General features: G+C 64.2%; 24 protein-coding genes. All 24 read right to left on the bottom strand.

Annotated features, from left to right (window positions below):
* Positions 1 to 3 precede the first annotated feature (3 nt).
* Positions 4 to 792 (bottom strand): protein phosphatase CheZ, encoded by a 789-nt coding sequence (locus PPL01S_RS06000; protein ID WP_028625134.1) that lies wholly within the window; start codon positions 790 to 792, stop codon positions 4 to 6.
* Positions 793 to 810: 18 nt separating this feature from the next.
* Positions 811 to 1,185, bottom strand: coding sequence for a chemotaxis response regulator CheY (locus tag PPL01S_RS05995; RefSeq protein ID WP_100933487.1), 375 nt, complete (start codon positions 1,183 to 1,185; stop codon positions 811 to 813).
* Between the two features lie 105 nt (positions 1,186 to 1,290).
* On the bottom strand, positions 1,291 to 2,031 hold the full coding sequence (fliA, locus tag PPL01S_RS05990; protein WP_016393811.1) for an RNA polymerase sigma factor FliA: 741 nt from the start codon (positions 2,029 to 2,031) through the stop codon (positions 1,291 to 1,293).
* The gene (gene fleN, locus PPL01S_RS05985) at positions 2,028 to 2,861 is read right to left on the bottom strand and encodes a flagellar synthesis regulator FleN (protein ID WP_016393812.1); all 834 of its coding nucleotides are present in this window, start codon (positions 2,859 to 2,861) and stop codon (positions 2,028 to 2,030) included. Before fleN ends, fliA begins: the two co-directional genes overlap by 4 nt.
* Before the next feature lie 92 nt (positions 2,862 to 2,953).
* Positions 2,954 to 4,261 carry a flagellar biosynthesis GTPase FlhF gene (gene flhF, locus PPL01S_RS05980; RefSeq protein ID WP_028625135.1) on the bottom strand — a complete coding sequence of 436 codons (1,308 nt, stop codon included), beginning with the start codon at positions 4,259 to 4,261 and terminating at the stop codon, positions 2,954 to 2,956.
* 11 nt (positions 4,262 to 4,272) lie between these two features.
* Complete coding sequence (gene flhA, locus PPL01S_RS05975) at positions 4,273 to 6,402, bottom strand: flagellar biosynthesis protein FlhA (protein WP_016393814.1); 2,130 nt, start codon at positions 6,400 to 6,402, stop codon at positions 4,273 to 4,275.
* A gap of 342 nt (positions 6,403 to 6,744) precedes the next feature.
* Positions 6,745 to 7,887, bottom strand: a complete 1,143-nt coding sequence (gene flhB, locus PPL01S_RS05970; protein WP_016393815.1) for a flagellar biosynthesis protein FlhB — start codon at positions 7,885 to 7,887, stop codon at positions 6,745 to 6,747.
* A 2-nt stretch (positions 7,888 to 7,889) separates the two neighbouring features.
* The gene (gene fliR, locus PPL01S_RS05965) at positions 7,890 to 8,666 is read right to left on the bottom strand and encodes a flagellar biosynthetic protein FliR (RefSeq protein WP_016393816.1); all 777 of its coding nucleotides are present in this window, start codon (positions 8,664 to 8,666) and stop codon (positions 7,890 to 7,892) included.
* A 7-nt stretch (positions 8,667 to 8,673) separates the two neighbouring features.
* The gene (fliQ, locus tag PPL01S_RS05960; RefSeq protein ID WP_016393817.1) at positions 8,674 to 8,943 is read right to left on the bottom strand and encodes a flagellar biosynthesis protein FliQ; all 270 of its coding nucleotides are present in this window, start codon (positions 8,941 to 8,943) and stop codon (positions 8,674 to 8,676) included.
* Between the two features lie 21 nt (positions 8,944 to 8,964).
* Positions 8,965 to 9,720, bottom strand: a complete 756-nt coding sequence (fliP, locus tag PPL01S_RS05955) for a flagellar type III secretion system pore protein FliP (protein ID WP_028625136.1) — start codon at positions 9,718 to 9,720, stop codon at positions 8,965 to 8,967.
* Positions 9,720 to 10,160 carry a flagellar biosynthetic protein FliO gene (gene fliO / locus PPL01S_RS05950; protein WP_033743146.1) on the bottom strand — a complete coding sequence of 147 codons (441 nt, stop codon included), beginning with the start codon at positions 10,158 to 10,160 and terminating at the stop codon, positions 9,720 to 9,722. The genes fliP and fliO overlap by 1 nt, the downstream gene beginning before the upstream one ends.
* A 12-nt stretch (positions 10,161 to 10,172) precedes the next feature.
* On the bottom strand, positions 10,173 to 10,628 hold the full coding sequence (gene fliN / locus PPL01S_RS05945; protein ID WP_016393820.1) for a flagellar motor switch protein FliN: 456 nt from the start codon (positions 10,626 to 10,628) through the stop codon (positions 10,173 to 10,175).
* Between the two features lie 47 nt (positions 10,629 to 10,675).
* Positions 10,676 to 11,644, bottom strand: coding sequence for a flagellar motor switch protein FliM (fliM, locus tag PPL01S_RS05940; protein ID WP_016393821.1), 969 nt, complete (start codon positions 11,642 to 11,644; stop codon positions 10,676 to 10,678).
* A 9-nt stretch (positions 11,645 to 11,653) separates the two neighbouring features.
* On the bottom strand, positions 11,654 to 12,151 hold the full coding sequence (fliL, locus tag PPL01S_RS05935) for a flagellar basal body-associated protein FliL (protein WP_016393822.1): 498 nt from the start codon (positions 12,149 to 12,151) through the stop codon (positions 11,654 to 11,656).
* A 165-nt stretch (positions 12,152 to 12,316) separates the two neighbouring features.
* Positions 12,317 to 13,603 (bottom strand): flagellar hook-length control protein FliK, encoded by a 1,287-nt coding sequence (locus PPL01S_RS05930; protein ID WP_016393823.1) that lies wholly within the window; start codon positions 13,601 to 13,603, stop codon positions 12,317 to 12,319.
* A gap of 71 nt (positions 13,604 to 13,674) precedes the next feature.
* Positions 13,675 to 14,022: an Hpt domain-containing protein gene (locus PPL01S_RS05925; RefSeq protein WP_028625137.1), complete on the bottom strand. Its 348-nt coding sequence runs from the start codon at positions 14,020 to 14,022 to the stop codon at positions 13,675 to 13,677.
* 48 nt (positions 14,023 to 14,070) lie between these two features.
* Positions 14,071 to 15,762, bottom strand: coding sequence for an ATP-binding SpoIIE family protein phosphatase (locus PPL01S_RS05920; RefSeq protein ID WP_016393825.1), 1,692 nt, complete (start codon positions 15,760 to 15,762; stop codon positions 14,071 to 14,073).
* 8 nt (positions 15,763 to 15,770) lie between these two features.
* Positions 15,771 to 16,076 carry an STAS domain-containing protein gene (locus tag PPL01S_RS05915; RefSeq protein WP_016393826.1) on the bottom strand — a complete coding sequence of 102 codons (306 nt, stop codon included), beginning with the start codon at positions 16,074 to 16,076 and terminating at the stop codon, positions 15,771 to 15,773.
* Positions 16,077 to 16,208: 132 nt separating this feature from the next.
* Positions 16,209 to 16,661, bottom strand: a complete 453-nt coding sequence (gene fliJ / locus PPL01S_RS05910; RefSeq protein WP_028625138.1) for a flagellar export protein FliJ — start codon at positions 16,659 to 16,661, stop codon at positions 16,209 to 16,211.
* A 3-nt stretch (positions 16,662 to 16,664) separates the two neighbouring features.
* On the bottom strand, positions 16,665 to 18,026 hold the full coding sequence (gene fliI / locus PPL01S_RS05905) for a flagellar protein export ATPase FliI (RefSeq protein ID WP_016393828.1): 1,362 nt from the start codon (positions 18,024 to 18,026) through the stop codon (positions 16,665 to 16,667).
* On the bottom strand, positions 18,016 to 18,780 hold the full coding sequence (fliH, locus tag PPL01S_RS05900) for a flagellar assembly protein FliH (protein WP_016393829.1): 765 nt from the start codon (positions 18,778 to 18,780) through the stop codon (positions 18,016 to 18,018). Before fliH ends, fliI begins: the two co-directional genes overlap by 11 nt.
* Positions 18,781 to 18,882: 102 nt before the next feature.
* Complete coding sequence (gene fliG / locus PPL01S_RS05895) at positions 18,883 to 19,902, bottom strand: flagellar motor switch protein FliG (RefSeq protein ID WP_016393830.1); 1,020 nt, start codon at positions 19,900 to 19,902, stop codon at positions 18,883 to 18,885.
* On the bottom strand, positions 19,895 to 21,673 hold the full coding sequence (gene fliF, locus PPL01S_RS05890) for a flagellar basal-body MS-ring/collar protein FliF (RefSeq protein WP_016393831.1): 1,779 nt from the start codon (positions 21,671 to 21,673) through the stop codon (positions 19,895 to 19,897). The genes fliG and fliF overlap by 8 nt, the downstream gene beginning before the upstream one ends.
* Positions 21,674 to 21,688: 15 nt before the next feature.
* Complete coding sequence (fliE, locus tag PPL01S_RS05885) at positions 21,689 to 22,021, bottom strand: flagellar hook-basal body complex protein FliE (RefSeq protein ID WP_016393832.1); 333 nt, start codon at positions 22,019 to 22,021, stop codon at positions 21,689 to 21,691.
* Positions 22,022 to 22,069: the final 48 nt, after the last annotated feature.

Below are 22,069 nucleotides of genomic sequence, written 5' to 3'. Positions count from 1 at the left end.
TCCTTAAAAACCCAGGCTGGACAGCAGATCATCGACATCGTCCTGACCGGACACGACGTCTTCACGCTTATCGGCATGAATCTGCGGACCTTCACCCCGAGTCGGATGTTTTTCTTGATCTTTTTCAGCGCGCAGCTGCTGGTGGTCATGTTCGATGCCGGCAAAGCGGTCGACCTGACTGGCCATCAGCACGAGCTTGAGCAGATTGCTTTCGACTTCGGTCACCAACGCAGTGACGCGCTTGATCACCTGGCCAGTCAGGTCTTGGTAGTCCTGGGCCAGGAGAATATCGTTGAGGTGGCCGGACACCTTGCGGTTACCCTCGGCGCTGTGCGTCAGGAAACTGTCGACGCGCTTGACCAGCTCGCGGAATTCCGGCGCGGCGACTTCGCGGCGCATGAAGCGCTGCCAGTCGACGCTAAGGTTCTGCGCTTCGGCCGCCAGGTCGTTGAGCACGGGCGTGCTCTCCTCCACCAAGTCCATGGTGCGGTTGGCGGCACCTTCGGTGAGTTTGACCACGTAGGACAGGCGCTCGGTAGCGTCGGTGATCTGCGAGACTTCCTCGGCCTGCGGCATGGCCGGGTCGATCTGGAAGCTGACGATCGCGCTGTGCAGCTCACGGGTGAGCTTGCCGACTTCCTGGTACAGGCCACGGTCGCGGGTCTGGTTGAGCTGATGGATCAGCTCCACCGCCTCGCCGAAACGCCCCCGCTCCAGGCTCTCGACCAGCTCCTGGGCATGCTTCTTCAGGGTCGTTTCGAACTCCCCCAAAGACGTTTGTGTTGATTCCATGGCGCCCCCTGACGTGACTCAGCCGTTGACGCGTTCGAAGATCTTCTCGATCTTTTCTTTGAGCACCTGGGCGGTGAACGGCTTGACCACGTAGCCATTGACGCCGGCCTGGGCCGCTTCGATGATCTGGTCGCGCTTGGCTTCGGCGGTCACCATCAGCACCGGCATGCCCTTCAGGCGTTCGTGGGCGCGCACCTTGCGCAGCAGGTCGATGCCGGACATGCCAGGCATGTTCCAGTCGGTCACCAGGAAGTCGTAATGGCCGCTTTCGAGCATCGGCAGCGCCGTGATGCCGTCGTCGGCTTCGTCGGTGTTGGTGAAGCCAAGGTCACGCAACAGATTCTTGATGATCCGCCGCATCGTCGAAAAGTCGTCAACGATGAGGATTTTCATGTCTTTGTTCAAGTAGACCTCCAAGCAGTCTCAAACGCGCTCGGCTGCGAGCGCGCATTCGTTCAATTCGGTACAACGTGGAAAACGACTGCAACGATCCCCGGCTCAGCGCGCCCGCCATTCCCCAAGCCGGCTGCGCAGTCGCGCGGCGCACTGGCTGTGCAGCTGGCTGACACGCGATTCGCTGACCCCCAGCACCTCACCGATTTCCTTGAGGTTCAGCTCTTCGTCGTAGTACAGCGCCAGCACCAGTCGCTCGCGCTCCGGCAGGTTGGCGATGGCATCGGTCAGGGCGGCCTGGAAGCGCTCGTCCTCCAGGTCACGCGATGGCTCGACCTGGCCACTGGCACCGTCCTCGTGCAACCCTTCGTGTTCGCCGTCCTGCAACAGGTCGTCGAAACTGAACAGGCGGCTGCCCAGGGTATCGTTCAAGATCCCGTAGTAATCATCGAGACTCAATTGGAGTTCGGCAGCAACTTCATGATCTTTAGCGTCGCGGCCGGTTCTGGCTTCAACGGCGCGCATCGCATCGCTGACCATGCGGGTGTTGCGGTGCACCGAACGTGGTGCCCAATCGCCCTTGCGCACCTCGTCCAGCATGGCCCCGCGGATGCGGATGCCGGCGTAGGTTTCAAAGCTGGCGCCCTTGCTGGCGTCGTATTTGTTGGCAACTTCCAGCAGGCCGATCATACCGGCCTGGATCAGGTCCTCGACCTGCACATTGGCCGGCAGGCGCGCCAGCAGGTGGTAGGCAATGCGCTTGACCAACGGGGCGTAGCGTTCGATCAATTCGTACTGGGCATCCTTGGACGCCTTGCTGTACATCTGGAAACCGCTGGCGTTCATAGCACCGGCCCTGCGCTGGTGGGTTGCACCAGGCGCTCGACGAAGAACTCCAGGTGCCCCCGCGGGTTGGCCGGCAGCGGCCAGCTGTCGACCTTCTGGGCGATGGCCTTGAAGGCCAGCGCACACTTGGAGCGCGGGAAGGCTTCGTACACGGCGCGCTGCTTCTGTACCGCCTTGCGCACGCACTCGTCGTAAGGCACGGCACCCACGTACTGCAGGGCAACGTCGAGGAAGCGGTCGGTGACCTTGGTCAGCTTGGCGAACAGGTTGCGCCCTTCCTGCGGGCTCTGCGCCATGTTGGCCAGTACGCGGAAACGGTTCATCCCGTAGTCGCGGTTGAGCAGCTTGATCAGCGCGTAGGCGTCGGTGATGGAGGTCGGCTCGTCACAGACCACCAGCAGCACTTCCTGGGCCGCACGGACGAAACTGACTACCGAGTCACCAATGCCCGCAGCCGTGTCGATCACCAGCACATCGAGGTTGTCGCCGATTTCGCTGAACGCCTGGATCAGCCCGGCATGCTGGGCCGGGGCCAGGTGCACCATGCTCTGGGTGCCCGAAGCCGCCGGCACGATGCGCACGCCGCCCGGCCCTTGCAACAACACGTCGCGCAGCTCGCAGCGCCCTTCGATCACATCGGCTAGGGTGCGTTTCGGGGTCAGCCCAAGCAACACGTCGACATTGGCCAGGCCCAGGTCGGCGTCCAGCAGCATGACCCGGCGGCCAAGCTCGGCCAGCGCCAGGGACAAGTTCACTGAAACGTTAGTCTTGCCGACGCCACCTTTACCACCGGTGACGGCGATCACCTGTACGGGATGCATGCTACCCATGTTCGTTGTTTACCTTGTCTCGCTTGGACCCAAGCCACACACGGAGCACTAGGGCGCCCCTTTGGTGTAGGTACTTTGCACACATTTCATCTTCAACCCGCTCGTCGCGGATTGTGGTAGAGATCAGCGAACATGTCGGCCATGGCCTCTTCGCTGGGCTCATCCTGCAATTGCACGTTGACCGCGCGGGTTACCAGCTGGTGCGGGCGCGGCAGGTGCAGATCGTCAGGAATACGCGGGCCGTCCGTCAGGTAGGCCACGGGCAGTTCATGACTGATGGCCAGGCTCAGCACATCGCCGAGGCTTGCCGTTTCATCGAGTTTGGTCAGGATACAACCGGACAGGCCGCAGCGCTTGTAGCTGTGGTAGGCGGCGGTCAGCACCTGCTTCTGGCTGGTAGTGGCCAGCACCAGGTAGTTCTTCGAGGCGATGCCGCGCCCGGCCAGGGTTTCCAGCTGCATGCGCAGGGCCGGGTCGCTGGCCTGCAGGCCGGCGGTATCGATCAGCACCACGCGCTTGCGCAGCAGCGGCTCCAGGGCCTGGGCCAGCGACTGCCCCGGGTCGACGTAGGTGACCGGCACGTTGAGGATGCGACCGAGGGTCTTGAGCTGTTCCTGGGCACCGATGCGGAAGCTGTCCATGCTCACCAGGGCCACGTGCTGCGCGCCGTACTTGAGCACGTAGCGCGCCGCCAGCTTGGCCAAGGTGGTGGTCTTGCCCATGCCGGCCGGGCCGACCATGGCGATCACCCCGCCCTCCTCGACCGGTTCCACCTCTGGTACCTGGATCATCCGTGCCAGGTGCGCCAACAGCATGCGCCAGGCATGGCGCGGCTCTTCGATCTCGGCAGTGAGGTCGAGCAACTGGCGGGCGATCGGCCCGGACAGGCCGATGCGCTGCAGGCGACGCCACAGGTTGGCCTGCGCCGGCTTGCTGCCTTGCAGCTGGTTCCAGGCCAGCGAGCCGAGTTGTACCTCGAGCAATTCGCGCAGCCCCGAGAGTTCCGAGCGCATGGCATCGAACAGGCGTGGGTCGACCGGCGCCGGTGCTGGCGCGGCAGCCACCGCCGGCATGTCGACGTGGGGCTCGATCAAGGGTTCCGAGGCGGTCAGCGACTGCCCGGCGAACAACTGGCGGTTACCTTCGGCGGCGTCTTCGCGGTTGTCCAGTTCGGCCTGGGCGGTGGCGATGCGCGTCTGGGTCTTGCGCAGCTCTTCTTCGAGTTCTGCGTTGGGCACGCGCGGGGCCAGCGCGGACAGTTTGTAGTCCAGCGCCGCCGTCAGTTCGACACCGCCGGCAATGCGGCGGTTACCGATGATGGCGGCATCGGCGCCCAGCTCATCACGGACCAGCTTCATGGCCTGACGCATATCGGCGGCGAAAAAACGCTTAACTTGCATAACCCACTACCTCAGCCGTTGGGGCCCACGGTGGCAACGATGGTGACTTGCTTGTTATCCGGTATTTCCTGATACGCCAGAACATGCAAATTCGGTACAGCCAGGCGACCGAAGCGCGACAGCATGGCGCGGATCGGGCCGGCCACCAGAAGGATAGCCGGCTGGCCCTGCATCTCCTGACGCTGGGCCGCCTCGATCAACGAACGCTGCAGCTTTTCGGCCATGCTCGGCTCCAGAAGAACACCGTCTTCCTGACCTTGCCCGGCCCTTTGCAGACTATTGAGCAAAATCTGTTCCAACCTTGGCTCAAGGGTGATGACAGGCAGCTCGGACTCAACGCCGACAATGCTTTGCACGATGGCGCGACACAAGCCGACGCGCACTGCCGCCACCAGCGCGGCGGTATCTTGACTCTTGCCGGCGCTGTTCGCGATGGCCTCGGCAATGCTGCGAATGTCGCGCACCGGCACCTGCTCGGCAAGCAACGCCTGCAGGACCTTGAGCAATCCCGACAAGGAAATGACACCCGGTACCAATTCCTCGGCAAGTTTAGGCGAAGCCTTGGACAATACCTGCAGCAATTGCTGGACTTCTTCGTGGCCGATCAGCTCGTGGCAGTGCTTCTGCAAGATCTGGTTGAGGTGGGTGGCGACCACGGTGCTGGCATCGACCACGGTGTAGCCCAGCGACTGCGCCTGGGCACGCTGGCCGATATCGATCCACACTGCCTCCAGGCCGAACGCCGGGTCGCGCGCGGCGATGCCGTTGAGGGTACCGAATACCTGTCCGGGGTTGATCGCCAGCTCCCGGTCCGGGTAGATCTCGGCTTCGGCCAGGATCACGCCCATCAGCGTCAGGCGGTAGGCGCTGGGCTGCAGGTCGAGGTTGTCGCGGATATGCACGGTGGGCATGAGAAAGCCCAGGTCCTGGGACAGCTTCTTGCGCACCCCCTTGATCCGCGCCAGCAACTGCCCGCCCTGGTTGCGGTCGACCAGCGGAATCAGCCGGTAGCCAACCTCCAGGCCGATCATGTCGATGGGGGTGACGTCGTCCCAGCCCAGCTCCTTGGTTTCCATCGCACGCTGCGGCGAGGGCAGCAGGTCTTGCTGACGCTGCGCTTCCTGCAGCGCCTCCACCTTGGTCTTCTGCTGCTTTTTCCATACCAGGTAGGCACCACCCGCGGCCAGCAGGCCGAGGCCGAGGAAGGCGATGTGCGGCATCCCTGGCACCAGGCCCATGACGATCATCAGTCCCGCCGACACCGCCAGCGCCTTGGGCGAATCGAACATCTGCCGATTGATCAGCTTGCCCATGTCCTCGGAACCCGAGGCACGGGTGACCATGATCGCGGCGGCGGTGGACAGCAAAAGTGATGGCAATTGCGCCACCAAACCGTCACCGATGGTCAACAGGGCGTAGACCTTGCCGGCGTCGCCGAAGCTCATGCCGTGCTGCAGCATGCCGATCAGCATGCCGCCGATCAGGTTGATGAACAGGATCAGCAGGCCGGCGATGGCGTCACCGCGGACGAACTTGCTGGCACCGTCCATCGAACCGTAGAACTCGGCTTCCTGGGCCACCTCGGCGCGGCGCGCCTTGGCCTGGGCCTGGTCGATCAGGCCGGCGTTGAGGTCGGCGTCGATGGCCATCTGCTTGCCAGGCATGGCGTCGAGGGTGAAGCGCGCGCTCACCTCGGAAATACGCCCGGCACCCTTGGTCACGACCACGAAGTTGATGATCATGAGGATGGCGAACACCACCGCACCGACAACGTAGTTGCCGCCGATGACCACTTCACCGAAGGCCTGGATCACCTTGCCGGCAGCGCCATGGCCTTCCTGGCCATGGAGCATGACCACGCGCGTGGAGGCCACGTTCAGGGCCAGGCGCAACAGCGTGGCGACCAGCAGGATGGTGGGGAAAGCGGCGAAATCCAGCGGGCGCAAAGCGTACACGCAGACCAGCAGGACGACGATCGACAGGGCGATGTTGAAGGTGAAGAACACATCGAGCAGGAACGGCGGTATCGGCAACATCATCATTGCCAACATCACCAGCAGCAACAGCGGCACCCCAAGGTTGCCCCGGCCGAGACCGGCCAGGTTTTGGCGGGCGTTGCTGATTAACTGAGTGCGATCCACCGCGAGTCCTCTTCATGCAAAACTTTGACGCCCGGGGGGCGCTTGGGCGTGGGCTCTGCAAGAAGCTTTCCAACTTTGCATGTGGGGTGGTTTTGAGATCGAGCGCCGCCCGCGCGGCGCATCGCGAGCTGCGCTCGCTCCTACGTTTGTTTCTGGCCAAATATGCCAGTGGGATCTGCGCGCGGACGCCTTCGCGCATGGCTCGATATCGCGTCGTACAAACAAGGCGGTCGCGCGCGCCTGCCACAGGCGTTACTGGCCCGAAACAAACGTAGGAGCGGGCGGCGCTCGATCTCGCTACCACCACACCTCTGACGCCAGGCCCAGGACGGCGAAACACGATCAATTGTCGCGGCGCAGGTCCGGCGGAATCGGCAGATCTTCCTTCAACGGCTCCGGCCGCTTGCCCTTGCCCGCGCGGTACTGGCGGATCTGGAACACATAGGCCAGCACCTGCGCCACCGCCAGGTACAACCCCGCCGGGATCTCCTGCTCCACTTCGGTGGAGTAGTAGATCGCCCGCGCCAACGCGGGGGACTCAAGAATCTGCACCTTGTGCTCGACACCGATCTCGCGAATCTTCAAGGCAATGAAGTCGGTACCCTTGGCCAGCAGCAACGGCGCCGCCCCACCCTTCTCCGGGTCGTACTGCAACGCCACCGCATAGTGGGTCGGGTTGGTGATGATCACATCAGCTTCCGGCACGGCAGCCATCATGCGCCGCTGCGACATCTCGCGCTGCAACTGGCGAATGCGCTGCTTCACTTCCGGCTTGCCTTCGCTGTCCTTGTACTCGTCCTTGACCTCCTGCTTGGTCATCTTCAGCTTCTGGTGCGTCTGGTAGAGCTGGAACGGCACGTCCGCCGCCGCGATCAACAGCAGCCCCGCCGCCATCCACAGGGCACTCCAGCCCACCACCTGAACGCTGTGGATGATCGCCTGCTCCAGCGGTTCGTTGGCAATCGCCAGCAACGCCTGACGGTCGTTGAGCAACACCACCAGCGCCACCACGAGGATGACGAAGAACTTGGCGATGGCCTTGAGCAGCTCGGTCAACGCATTCATCGAAAACATCCGCTTGATCCCGGCCAGCGGGTTCATGCGGCTGAATTTCGGCTGCAGCAGGCTGCCCGAGAACAGGAAGCCCCCCAGGGCAATGGGGGCAATGAAGGCCATCACGAACAACAGGATCAACACCGGCTGCACCGCCCAGATCGCCATCTTGCCCGAGGCCAGCAGGAATGCACCCATGGCCCGCTCGTCGACGATCACTTCGCGGGTCAGGCTGAAGTTCAGGCGCATCACTGCCAGCAGCGTCTCGGCCAGGTGCCCGCCGAAGGCCAGCAGGCCACCGGCGCCGGCCAGGGTCACCGCGACCGTGTTGAGTTCCTTGGAGCGGGCAATCTCACCTTTTTCGCGCGCGTCGCGCTTGCGTTTGTCGGTGGGGTCTTCCGTCTTGTCCTGACCGCTCTCGCTCTCAGCCATGCTCAGCGCGCCCTTGCCAGTTCACGCAGCCACTGCAGCGCTTCGCTGGCCAATGCCTGGTAGTGGGAAAGGATATCGGCCAGGCCAACCCAGAAGATGCCCATGCCCAATACCAGGGTCAGCGGAAAGCCGATGGAGAAGATATTCAGCTGCGGCGCGGCACGCGTCATCACGCCGAAGGCGATGTTCACCACCAGCAGCGCAGCGATCGCCGGCAGGATCAGCAACAGCCCGGAGCCGAACACCCAGCTCAGGCGCCCGGCCATTTCCCAGAAGTGGTTGACCACCAACGCGTTGCCCACCGGCAGGGTGGTGAAACTCTCGGTCAGCACTTCGAACACCACCAGGTGGCCATTCATCACCAGGAACAGCACGCTCACCAGCATGGTCATGAACTGACTGACGACCGCCACGTTGACGCCGTTGGCCGGGTCGACCATGGAGGCGAAGGCCATGCCCATCTGTATCGCGACGATCTGACCGGCAATGACGAAGGCCTGGAACAGCAGCTGCAGGGAAAACCCGAACAACGCACCGACAATGATCTGCTCACCGCACAGAAGCAGGCCACGCAGGCTCAGCGGATCGAACTCGGGCAACGGCGGCAGCGCCGGCACGATCACCACGGTGATCGCCACCGCCACGTACAGGCGGATACGCGCCGGCAACATGCGCGTGCCGAAGATCGGCATGGTCATCAGCACCGCCGTCACCCGGAACAGCGGCAGGATGAATGTCGCGACCCAGGTGCCGATCTGCGCGTCGGTCAGCTCCAGCATGGCCGCCTCAACCGATCAGCTGCGGAATGCTGGTGTACAGGCCGGTGATGTACTCCATGAACTTCTGCACCAGCCACGGCCCCGCGACGATCAGTGTCACCAGCATCACCAGCAGACGCGGCAGGAAGCTCAGGGTCTGTTCGTTGATCTGCGTGGCAGCCTGGAACATCGCCACGACCAGGCCCACCAGCAGGCTCGGCACCACCAGGATGGCGACCATCAGCGTGGTCAGCCAGAGGGCATCGCGGAACAGGTCGACAGCTACTTCAGGGGTCATGCAGGTCTCTCCTTGACGGCGTCAGACGCCGCCGAAACTGCCGGCCAGGGTGCCCATGATCAGCGCCCAGCCGTCGACCAGCACGAACAGCATGATCTTGAACGGCAGCGAGATGATCAGCGGCGACAGCATCATCATGCCCATGGCCATCAGCACACTGGCCACCACCATGTCGATGATCAGGAACGGGATGAAGATCATGAAGCCGATCTGGAACGCCGTCTTCAGTTCCGAGGTGACGAACGCCGGCACCAGGATGGTCAGCGGCACCTGGTCGGGGCCGGCGATGTCGGTGCGTTTGGACAGGCGCATGAACAGGTCCAGGTCGCTCTGCCGGGTTTGCGCCAGCATGAAGTCCTTGAGCGGGCCTTGGGCCTTGTCGATCGCTTGCTGGGCAGTCATCTGCTCTTTCAGGTAGGGCTGCAGGGCGTCCTGGTTCACCCGGTCGAACACCGGCGCCATGATGAACATGGTCAGGAACAGCGCCATGCCGGTCAGCACCTGGTTCGAAGGCGTCTGCTGCAGGCCCAGGGCCTGGCGCAGGATCGAGAACACGATGATGATGCGGGTGAAGCTGGTCATCAGGATGACGAACGCCGGGATGAAGCTCAGCGCGGTCATGATCAGCAGGATCTGCAGGCTGACCGAATATTCCTGCTGGCCATCCGGGCCGTTGGACAGGGTGATGGCCGGGATCGACAGCGGGTCGGCAGCCAGGGCCAGCGGCGCGGCCAGCAGCAGCACCAGGGTCAACACTATGCGCATGGCGCCGCTCATCACTGCTTGTCCTTCTGATCCTTGCCCATCAGCTCCATCAGCCGCTGGGCGAATTCCGGCGTCGCCTGGCGGGCGCTGGCGGGCACTTCCACAGGTTCGGCCATGACATGCAAGGCCTCGATGCTGCCGGGGGTGTGGCCGATGAGAATCTGCTCCTTGCCGACCTGCACCAGCAGCAGCCGGTCACGCGGGCCGAGGGCGCGGCTGCCGACGATCTCGATCACCTGGCCGCCCTTGGGCGCGGCGCCCTGCATGCGGCGCAGCAACCAGGCGAGAAAGAAGATCAGCCCGACCACCAGCAGCAGACCGAACACCATCTGCGCCAACTGCCCGCCCAGGCTGCCAGGCGCGGCGGCGGGTGGCGCAGCCGGCGTGACAGTGGCCGTGGCGATGGCCACTTCGCTGGCCAGCAGCGCAACCAGGGCCGTCACGGCCCGCATCGTGCCTTTCACTCAGCGCAGCTTCTTGATGCGTTCGCTGGGGCTGATCACGTCGGTCAGGCGGATGCCGAACTTCTCGTTGACCACGACCACCTCGCCATGGGCGATCAGCGTGCCGTTGACCAGCACATCGAGCGGCTCGCCGGCCAGGCGATCAAGCTCGATCACCGAGCCCTGGTTGAGCTGCAGCAGGTTGCGGATGTTGATTTCAGTGCTGCCGACTTCCATCGAGATGTTCACCGGAATGTCCAGGATCACATCCAGGTTCGGGCCTTCCAGGCTGACATTTTCCTTCGGCCGTGGCGAGCTTGCGAACTCTTCCATGGGCAGGCGGCCACTGCCAGTGTCGCCACCAAGCAGCGCGTCGATGTCGGCCTGGCCGGCGTCACCGGTTTCTTCCAGAGCTGCGGCCCACTCGTCGGCCAGGGCCTGGTCCTCGGGGGAGGTGATCTCGTTTTCGTTAGCCATGATGTCCTCGACAGGCATTCAATTCGTAGAGAGCGACCGGCACACCGTCAGCGGCGTTCGATCGGGTCGATGATCTTCAGGGCCAGGTTGCCCTTGTGCGAGCCCAGGCGCGCCTTGAACGACGGCACGCCATTGGCGCGCAGTACCAGGTGCTCGGGCAGCTCCACCGGGATCACGTCGCCGGCCTGCATGTGCAGGATGTCGCGCAGCTTCAGCTGGCGCCGGGCGACCGTGGCGGTCAGCGGCACGGACACGTCCAGCACGTCCTCGCGCAGGGCCTTGACCCAGCGCTCGTCCTGGTCGTCCAGGTCGGACTGGAAGCCGGCATCGAGCATTTCCCGCACCGGCTCGATCATCGAGTACGGCATGGTCACGTGCAGGTCGCCACCACCGCCGTCCAGTTCGATGTGGAAGGTCGAGACCACCACTGCCTCGCTCGGCCCGACGATGTTGGCCATGGCCGGGTTGACCTCGGAGTTCATGTACTCGAAATTGACCGGCATGATCGCCTGCCAGGCCTCCTTGAGGTCGACGAAGCACTGGTCCAGCACCATGCGCACCACGCGCAGTTCGGTCGGGGTGAATTCACGGCCCTCGATCTTGGCGTGACGGCCGTCGCCGCCGAAGAAGTTGTCCACCAGCTTGAACACCAGCTTGGCGTCGAGGATGAACAGCGAAGTACCGCGCAGGGGCTTGATCTTGACCAGATTGAGACTGGTCGGAACGTACAGCGAATGCACGTACTCGCCGAACTTCATCACCTGCACGCCGCCCACGGCCACGTCGGCGGAACGGCGCAGCAGGTTGAACATGCTGATGCGGGTGTAGCGGGCGAACCGTTCGTTGATCATTTCCAGGGTCGGCATGCGACCCCGCACGATACGGTCCTGGCTGGTCAGGTCGTAGCCCTTGATGCTGCCAGGCTCGGCAACGCTCTCGGTCTGTACCAGCCCATCGTCGACGCCGTGCAACAGCGCATCGATCTCATCCTGGGACAGCAGGTCCTGTACGGCCATGGCGGACTCCTACTGCAATACGAAATTGGTGAACAGCAACTGGTCGACCACCGGTTTGCCGACTTCTTTCTGGGCAACTTCCTGCACCACCGCGGTGGCTTTCTGACGCAGCATCTCCAGCCCTACCGGGCTGCTGGCGAGGGTGTCGAAACCCTGCCCGGAGAACATCATCACCAGGTTGTTGCGGATCACCGGCATGTGCACCTTGAGGGCATCGAGGTCGGCCTGGCTGCGGCCTTGCATCGTGATGCTCACCTGCATGTAGCGCTGGCGGCCGTTCTGGTTGAAGTTGACCACGAAGGCGGGAGCCAGGGGCTCGTAGATCGCCGCCGGCTTGACGTTGCTTGCCGCAGGGTCGGCCACCGGGGCCGACTCGCTCTTGTGCATGACAAACCAGGTGGCGCCCACCGACAGGCCGACTGCCAGCAACAGGGCCAGCACCAGCAGCAGGATCAGCTTGAGTTTGCCTTTAGCGGCGGGGTCTTTCACTGCGTCGCTCTTCGCCATGCCAATAATCCGTCGTCCAGCGGGGTTTCAAAGGAGGATGACGTGGCTTGAGCAAGTGTTATGCCAGGTTTTGGGTGGCACTTGGCAGGGCATGTCGCAAACGTTGTGGTGCAGTTGAGATCGAGCGCCGCGCGGGCGGCGCTCGATCTCAAACCCAAAAAAATCTCAAGCGTAGAAATCAACTGCACTATCGCCAATCACCACTTGCTGCTCGACCGGCCTGGAAACATCGGCAAGCTCACCCTGCTCGACACGCCCGCCTTCCTGCGCCCGCCGCGCCGCTACCCCGGACAACTGCGACCCGTCCTGCTGCGCCTGCTGATGCTGCTGATGCTGCCCACGCGACTGGTCGGCGACGTTGACGTCCGGCTGCGCCAGCCCCTGCTGGGCAAACAGTTCGCGCAGGCGGTGCACCTGGCTGTCCAGCGCATCACGCACGCCGGCATGGCCACTGATGAAAGTGATCTGGGTCGACTGATCCGTCGCCAGATTGACGCGAATGTCCAGGCGCCCCAGTTCGGCCGGCTCCAGCTGGATATCCGCCGACTTGAGGTTCTGACTGGAAAGGTACATGACCCGGTTGACCAGGCCTTCGGCCCAGGCGCCCTGGTTCATCGCCAACGGCTGGTGCAGGGGGCTGGTGTTCACCGGCACGGCGTTGGCGGTCTTGGCCGTGGCCGCCTGGGTCAGGCTGGCGAGGCGGTTGGCGAAATCATCGATACGGGTATCGCTACTCGCGCTCTTGGTGTCCTTCAGGCCTTCGTCGAGCAATGCGCCGAAGCCCTTGCCGCCCGAGTCCGACTGGCCCGCCTCGTCTTCGAGTTTTCCCACCAGGTTCGCCAATGGATTGACGGCAAGCGGACCATCCTCGGCCGGTTGCTGGGATGCATCGGCTACTTGCACTGCATGGGCCGAAGTCGTGCCTTTGGCCTGGGCGCTTTGCTCCAGGGCCAGGCGCAGGGTCGGCATGTTGGCCAGGGGGTCGCTGGCGGGGTCGAAGGTTTCCTCCGCGGCGGTGTCAGGCAACGCCTCGACCAATGGCTGCTGGGCCGCTGCCTGCAACACCGGCGAAACGGTCTGGGCCTGGGCCTGGAGCAATTGCGCACCCGGCTGCGGATCGGTGACCTGGCCCGCTACCAGGCTGGCATCCAGCGTGCTCGAGCTGCCGTCACTGGTAGCCTGGTCCGGGATGCCCGCAGGCAATTCATTGCCGTCATCGGCAACGTCGGGCTTGTCTGCCGCCTCTTGCTTGCCGCCTTGAGGCACTTGCGACTTGTCCGTGGACTTGATCTTGTCGTCGCGCATCGACGGCTTGTCGCGCCCCTGACCGACCATCACCTGATCGAAGCCGCCGCCCTGCCCGCCCGCCGCCTGCTGCGGCTTGTCCAGCCGCGAGGCAGCGGCACTCGAGGGCTTGCTCAGGGGGCTGGCTTGCAACAAAGGATTGGGCATAGAAGGGGCTCCGCGCCAGAAACATTGAATCGTCCTGGCACAGACAGGCAAAACTCGCGCCAACCTGCCTGTCAGCTGGCGGACACCCGCTCACGCTCGCCCCGGTAGAAGCGCTGCACCACCAGGTATTCCTGGTCGATGCGATGGATCAGCTCTTCGATGCCGCAGGGCGTGCGCTCTTTTATCCGCTCTTCCAATTGCTGGCAAAGGTTGGCCAAGCCAATGGCACCCATGTTGCTGCTGCTGCCCTTGAAACTGTGGGCGGCCATGCTCAGCTCGGTGGTGGTTCGAGCACCGTGCAGCTGGCTCAGGCGCTGCTCGGAGTCTTGAAGAAAGGTTTCCAGCAATTGCAGGTAACCCTCCTCCATGACGTCCTGCAGGTCCCTGAGCACCCTGTGATCGATATGCATGTCTGTCACTTGTTCACTCCTTGATCAAGCTGGATTATGCCTGAGCCGCCAGGCGGCTCACCATTCGAAGCGCACCCGCGCACAACGACCGCCCTCGCACCACTCGGCACTGTTGCCAAGCCGGCGTACCAGACCCAGGCCGCGACCGCTCAGGCCCTGATCCGCCGGGGCGCGGGCCAGCACGTGCTGCACGTCGAAGCCATCGCCACTGTCACGGACCTCGATCGTCAGACGCCCGCCAGCGGCCTGCGGTTCCACTTTCAGGTCGATGCGCACGAAGCCGTCGACCAATGCGCCCAGTCGGCGGGTGCGCTCCCGGTAGTAATGGGCAAAGCCCTGGACATCGCGCTTGACCTGCGAATCCAGGCCCAGCACGCCATGCTCCAGGGCATTGGAGTACAGCTCGCTGAGCACGCTGTGCAAGGCGCCGGTACGGGGCCGCAAGCCATGGATTTCCTGCAGCAGTTGCACCAGGTAAGGGACCGGGTTGAAACGCCTCAGGCTTTCACTGCGCAATTCGAAGCTTAGCGCCCAATCCAGTGGGCTGGAGCGCCCGCTGTCGGAGTAGAGCGTCGGCGCCGGCACCTGCTCCTGCGGGGTGAACATGCGGATATCGCACAAGCTGATGTCATCGCGTGGCTGCCCACCAAAGCGCTCCAGGGCCTGCATCACCTCGCCGAACAGCTGCGCCGGGTCGCGGTTGGCCGTCAGCACGGCGCGCAAGCGTTCGACGCCGAACAGCCGGTCGTGCTCGTCGGCGGTATCGACCACGCCATCGGACAGCAGCAACAGCCGCTCGCCCGCCGCCATCGGCAACACCTCGGTGCTGTCGTCGAAACGCTCCGCGCCGAGGATGCCCAGCGGCAGGTGGCGCGAAGTCAGGGGCGAGAGCACCTGCCCCGAAGACGACAGCAGGTAGCCGTCGGGCATGCCGCCATTCCAGATTTCCACGGTGCCGCGCTGCACGCTCAGGTTGAGCAGCAGCGTGCAGCAGAACATGTCGACCGGGAGTATGCGCTTGAGCTTGGCGTTCATCTCTCGAAGCATCTGCGCCAGGCCGTAGCCCTTGGCGGTCATGCCATAGAACACTTCGGCCAGGGGCATGGCGCCGACGGCGGCGGGTAAGCCGTGCCCGGTGAAATCGCCGAGCAGCACGTGCATGTCGCCGGAGGGCGTGAACGCCGCCAGCAGCAGGTCGCCGTTGAACAACGCATAGGGCGACTGCAGGTAGCGGATGTTCGGCGCGGTAATGCAGCCGGAATGGGCGACCTTGTCGAACACCGCCTTGGCCACCCGCTGCTCGTTGAGCAGGTGGTGGTGATGGCGGGTGATCTGGTCGCGCTGCTCGAGCACGGTCGCCTGCAGCCGGCGCAGGCGGTCCATGGCGCGGATCTTGGCGCCAAGGATCACCGCACTGTAGGGCTTGGCCATGAAGTCGTCGCCCCCGGCCTCCAGGCAGCGCACCAGGGCAGCCTCCTCGTTCAGCGAAGTCAGGAAGATGATCGGCACCAGCGCCTCGCCGGCCAGTACCTTGATCTGCCGCGCCGCCTCGAACCCGTCCATCACCGGCATGAGAGCATCAAGCAAGACCAGTTGTGGTCGCTTCTCGGCGAACAGCGCCACGGCCTGCTCGCCGTTCTCTGCGGTGAACACCTGATGCCCCTGACGCCGGACGATCTGCGCCAGCAGCAGGCGATCGGTGGCGCTGTCCTCGGCCACCAGCACGGTCAACGCCTGTTCGACCGGCATCTGGGCGCTCAACTGATGTCGAACAGCTTTTCGAAGTTGGAAATCGCCAGGATCTTGCGCACATCGGAGCTGGCATGCACCACGCGCACGTCCGACTCGTCGCCGCCCGCGTGGTCACGCAGCAACAGCAGCATGCCGAGCGCAGAGCTGTCCAGGTAGGTGGTGTCCCTGAGGTCGACTACCACCGAGTCGGGCCGCATGGGCTGGCGCTCATAGGCCTCGCGAAACTCCTGGTGCTTGCCGAAATCGAAACGCCCCTTGATCTTGATCGTGAGCTTTTTTCCTTCCTGCGAAAAATCGGTCTCGACGGCCATGCTAGCGATTCCTTCGATGATGGCGGGTGCAACAGTTCAAGGTTTAGCAGGCAGTAGGTCGAGTATCAAGGTTGCCTGCTCTGGCCCTATCGCCGGCAAGCCGGCTCCTACAGGCGATAGGGCCAGAGCGGGTTACAGATGCCCCTGCCTGGGCAACCGCTGCGACAGTTCATCCAGCAAGCGCTGCTCGCGCTTGTCTTCGGCCCGCCGCGCCTCGTCCATGTACCGCTGCACCAGCTTGCGCAGCCCTTCGACCCGGGCATAGGCCTGCTGCCAGGTGCCTCGGGCGTTCTTGAGGTTGTTCTCGTGCCAGGCCAGACTCTGCCGCTGCTGGGTCATGGCCGTTTCCAGCTGGGCCAGGAAGCGCTGGTAGTTGAGCAGCCAGCTGCCATCGACACCCTGCCCGCCCCGCTCGATCCACTGCGCCTGGTAACCTTCGCGAAACGATTCCAGCTCACTCAGCTTGGCCTGAGCCTGGGCCACCTGCTGCTGGAAATGCCCCAGGCGCTGGGCGGCCTTGCGCTCGGCTTCCTCGGCCATGTTGACCACCGGCGCCAGACGCGCGGCTCGGCTGGGCATGCTCATGGGCTATCGACCATTGCCCGGCGGCACGAAGATCGCCCCCAGCTGCTGGCGGCTCTGCTCCATGCCGACATTCTCGTCCAGCCCCTGACGCAGGAAGTCCACCAGCTTGGGCTGCAGGGCGATGGCCAGGTCGGTTTCCGGGTCGCCGCCGGCGACATAGGCACCCACGCTGATCAAGTCGCGGCTCTGCGACAGACGCGACCACAGCTGCTTGAATTTCTGCGCCTGGCGCAGGTGGTCGGCATCGACCACCTGGGGCATGACCCGGCTGATCGAGGCTTCGATGTCGATGGCCGGGTAATGGCCTTCTTCGGCCAGGCGCCGGGACAGTACGAAGTGGCCATCGAGCACCCCGCGCGCCGAGTCGGCGATCGGGTCCTGCTGGTCGTCGCCCTCGGACAGCACGGTGTAGAACGCGGTGATCGAACCCCCTCCGCGCTCGCCGTTACCGGCACGCTCGACCAGCTTCGGCAGCTTGGCGAACACCGACGGCGGATAGCCACGGGTGGCCGGCGGCTCACCGATGGCCAGGGCGATTTCACGCTGGGCCTGGGCGAAGCGGGTCAGCGAGTCCATCAACAGCAACACGTTCTTGCCCTTGTCGCGGAAGTACTCGGCGATACGCGTGCAGTACATGGCCGCACGCAGGCGCATCAGGGGCGCATCGTCGGCCGGGGATGCGACCACCACGGAGCGCTTGAGGCCTTCTTCGCCAAGGATATGCTCGATGAACTCCTTGACCTCCCGGCCCCGCTCGCCAATCAGCCCGACCACGATGATCTCGGCCTCGGTGAAGCGGGTCATCATGCCCAGCAACACCGATTTACCCACACCGGTACCGGCGAACAGCCCCAGACGCTGGCCACGCCCGACAGTCAACAGGCCATTGATGCTGCGAATGCCCACGTCCAGGGGCTGGCTGATCGGGTCGCGGTTGAGCGGGTTGATGATCGGGCCATCCATCGGCACCCAGTCTTCGGCCTTCATCCCGCCCTTGCCGTCCAGGGCGCGTCCGGCACCATCGAGCACTCGGCCGAGCATGCTCATGCCCATGGGCAGGCGACCGCTGTCATCCAGTGGCACCACCCGCGCACCGGGGGCGATGCCGGCGATGCTGCCGACCGGCATGAGAAACACCTTGCTGCCGGAAAAACCCATGACTTCAGCTTCGACCTGCACCGGGTGGTAACTGTCGTCGTTGATCACCAGGCAACGCCCGCCGACCGCGGCGCGCAGGCCCTCGGCCTCGAGGGTGAGGCCGACCATGCGCAGCAAGCGGCCCTCGACCACCGGCTGCACCGGCAACTCGATGGCCTCGGCGTAACCGCTCAGGCGCTTGCCGAAGCTGGTGCGATCAAGGCGCATCAAAGACGTCCAGGTCGATGGACAGATCCGCCGCCGCCGGGTGCAGGGCCTGGTCGTGCAGTTGGTCGAACAGTTGCGCGACTGCCTTCTCGATGCGCGTTTCCATGGTCGCGTCGATACGGCTGTGCAAGGTCTCGATGCGGCAGCCCCCGGGCAACAGGGCGCCATCCTCGAGCAGCTTCCAGCCCTCTTCGTGGCGCTCGCGCAGGGCCTTGGCCAGCTCGAAGTCCTGGGGGTTCAAGTGGATGCGGATATTGTCTGCGCCCATGGGCAGCAGCTTCAGGGCTTCGCGCAGCACTTGGGTGATCTGGCTGGAATCATTGCGCAGCTCGCGGCCGATGACCTGGCGAGTCATGTGCGCCACCAGGTGCACCAGGGTCTTTTCGATCTGGGTGTCCTGCTCGGCGATCGGCTCCAGCAGGTGCCCCATCAGCTGTTCCAGGCTGGCCAGCTTGGCCGCCAGGGCTTGCTCGGCCTCCTGGCGCACCTTGAGCTGGGTGCTGTGAAAGCCCTCGCGCTCGCCGGTGGCGAAGCCTTCGTTGTAGGCTTCCTGGCGGATCGCTTCGAGCTCTTCGAGGGTCAGCGGCTGGACTTCTTCCAGCGGCACCTCTTCGACTTCTTCCTCGACGACTTCCGGCTCAGGTTCAGGCGCAGGCGCAGGCTCGGGGTCGAAGCTGGGCAATGCCCAGACGTCGACGCCCACGAGGTCGCGGGCGCGGATCAGGTCACTGGGGTGGGATTCTTTGCTGGCCATTGGCATGCCTACTGGTTGGGTTAGCTACAAGCTGCAAGCCGCAAGAAAAGGCGCCATGAAAGGTCCGCTTTTTCTTGCAGCTTGCAGCTTGAGGCTTGCCGCTTAAATCATTTCCTCGGCACCCTTGCCACCGAGCACGATCTCGCCGGCCTCGGCCATGCGGCGGGCGACGGTGAGGATTTCCTTCTGCGCGGTCTCGACGTCGCTGACGCGCACCGGGCCCTTGGCCTCCAGATCGTCGCGCAGCAGCTCCGAGGCACGCTTGGACATGTTCTTGAAGATCTTGTCCTTGACCCGCTCGTCGGCGCCCTTGAGCGACACCACCAGCACGTCGGAGGACACCTCGCGCAGCAGCGCCTGGATTCCGCGGTCGTCGACATCGGCCAGGTTGTTGAAGACGAACATCAGGTCCTCGATCTGCTCCGACAGGTCGCTGTCGACCTCGCGGATCGAATCCATCAGCGCGCCTTCCACCGAGCTGTCGAGGAAGTTCATGATGTCGGCGGCACGCTTGATGCCACCCAGGGTGGTGCGCGCGGCATTGGAGTTGCCCGAGAACTGCTTCTCGAGGATCTGGTTCAACTCCTTGAGCGCCGCCGGCTGCACGGTATTGAGCGACGACACGCGCAAGATGATGTCCAGGCGCACCTTGTGGTCGAAGTTGCTCAGCACTTCGCCGGCCTGGTCAGGGTCGAGGTAGGCGACCACGATGGCCTGGATCTGCGGGTGCTCGTAGCGAATGACGTCGGCCACCGCACGCGGCTCCATCCACTTGAGGCTGTCCAGGCCACTGGTGTTGCCACCGAGCAGGATGCGGTCGATCAGGCCGTTGGCCTTGTCTTCACCCAGCGCCTGATTGAGCATCTTGCGGATGTAGCCGTCGGAGCCCACGCCCAGGCTGGTCTGGTCGCCGACGATCTCGACAAACTCGCTCATCACCTGCTCGACCTGCTCGCGGTGCACGTTGCCCATCTGCGCCATGGCCACACCGACCCGCTGCACTTCCTTCGGGCCCATGTGTCGCAGCACTTGCGCAGCATCGGTCTCACCGAGCGACAGCAGCAGGATGGCTGCCTTGTCGACGCGGCTGAGCTTGGCGGTAATGGCTCGATTGTCACTCATCGGCGTTGATCCACTCTTTCACGACCTGGGCCACGCGACCCGGGTCTTCGGCCACCAGGCCTTTGATTGCGTTGAGCTGCGCCTCGTAACCCTCGCTCGGGCTTGGCAACAGAATGCTTGTCGGGCCACCCAGGCTGACGCGGTCGTTGGCCAGTTCGCCATCCAGACCGATCATCCCGCCCAGCTCCATGTCGCTGTCTGTCGCGGTAGCCTGCTTGCCGCCGCCGGTGATGTTGTTGAGCACCGGGCGCAGCACGCCGAACACCAGCACCAGGATGAACAGCACGCCCAGTACCTGCTTGACGATGTCCCAGAACCAGGGCTGCTGGTAGAAGGCGATGTCGGCGATCTCTTCGCCACGGTCGGCGGCGAACGGCACGTTGATCACCGTCACGCTGTCGCCACGGCTGGCATCGAAGCCTACGGCGTCCTGCACCAGGCGGGTGAAGCGCGCCAGGTCTTCGGCGCCCCAGGGCGCACGGGTGGTTTCGCCATTGGCGTCGACCTTGACCTGGTCATCGACCACCACTGCCACCGACAGGCGGGTCAGGCGACCCTGCTGTTGGCGGGTGTGGCTGATGGAGCGGTCCAGCTCGAAGTTCTTGGTGGTCTGCAGACGCTTGTCCGAAGGGTACGGGGCGAGCATCGGCTGGCCGGTGGCCGGGTCCATGATCTGCTGGCCGTTAGCATCCACCAGGGGCTGGCCCGGCTGGATCGCGCCGGCCGGCGCGGCAGTGCCACCGGTGGTCTGGGGTGCCGAGGCCGGGCCTGGCGGCTGGTTGCTCAAGGCGCCCGGCACACCCTGTGGGCCCTGGCTGCTGGCGCGCTGCTCGTTGACCGACTGCTCGCTGCGCAGTGCTGGCTGGTCCGGGTTGAACTGCTCGGAGGTCGACTCCACCGCGCTGAAGTCCAGGTCGGCGGACACTTCGGCCTTGTAGCGGTCGTTACCCAGCACGGGCTGCAGGATGTTGTGCACCCGCTGGGTGAGCATGCCTTCCATGCGGCGGCTGTAGTCGAACTGCTTGCCGGCCATGGTCAGCGCGGTGTCTTGCAATTGTTCGGAGAGCAGGTTGCCCTTCTGGTCGACCACGGTGACCTGCGACTTGTCCAGCTCCGGCACACTGGTGGCGACCAGGTTGACGATGGCCATCACCTGGCCGGCTTCCAGGGCGCGGCCTGGATACAGCTCGACCAGCACCGAGGCACTGGGCTTGCGCTCGTCACGCACGAACACCGAGCTTTTCGGGATTGCCAGGTGCACGCGTGCGGCCTTGACGTTGTTCAGGCTCGACACGGTACGCGCCAACTCGCCTTCCAGGCCGCGACGGTAACGGGTGGCTTCCATGAACTGGCTGGTGCCCAGGCCCTGCTCCTTGTCGAGCAGCTCGAAACCGACGTTGCCGTCGCTGGGCGCCACGCCAGCGGCTGCGAGTTTCAGGCGCGCACGGGAGAGGTCGTCGGCCTTGACCAGCAGAGCACCGGAGTTGGGCTCGACGTTGTAGGGAATGTCAGCGGCGGCCAGGGTATCCATGACCTGCTTGGTGTCCATGCCCGCCAGGCTGCCATAGAGCGGGCGGTAGTCCGGTTGCTGCGACCACAGCACCACGGCGAAGCCGATCGCCACGCTCGCCGCCAGCCCGATCAGCAGGCCGACCTGACGCAGCATGGGCATCTGCGAGATGTTTTCCAGAAACGCCATGCCGAACAGCGGCGGCTTGCTCGCGGGCGAACCGCTCTTGGCGGGGGCGTTTTCGACGACTGCTTCAGCCATGACTCACTTCCGTCCTCAAACCGGCATCTGCATGATGTCCTGGTACGCCTGGACCAGCTTGTTGCGCACCTGGGTCAGGGCCTGCATCGACACGCTGGCTTTCTGCGAGGCGATCATCACATCGGTCAGGTCGACACCGCTCTTGCCGATCTCGAAGGCATTGGCCAGCTGGGTGGACGCCTGCTGGGTTTCATGCACCTTGCCAATGGCCTGGCCAAGCATGTCGGCAAAGCTGCTCTGCCCGGGCGCCAGCTCTGGCGCGACAGTGGCCTTGGGCACAGACATGGCGTCTGCCTGCATGGCCCGCATGTCCAACATCAGACGATTGAATTCAACACCTTGGCTCATGAACTTCTCTCTCCGGCGGCCGCATTTTTTTGACACTCATGCGGCGGA

Origin of the sequence: Pseudomonas plecoglossicida NBRC 103162 = DSM 15088 (assembly GCF_000730665.1) — a bacterium.
In the GTDB taxonomy this organism is placed as follows: domain Bacteria; phylum Pseudomonadota; class Gammaproteobacteria; order Pseudomonadales; family Pseudomonadaceae; genus Aquipseudomonas; species Aquipseudomonas plecoglossicida.
This window is presented reverse-complemented; position numbering and strand designations above follow the sequence as displayed.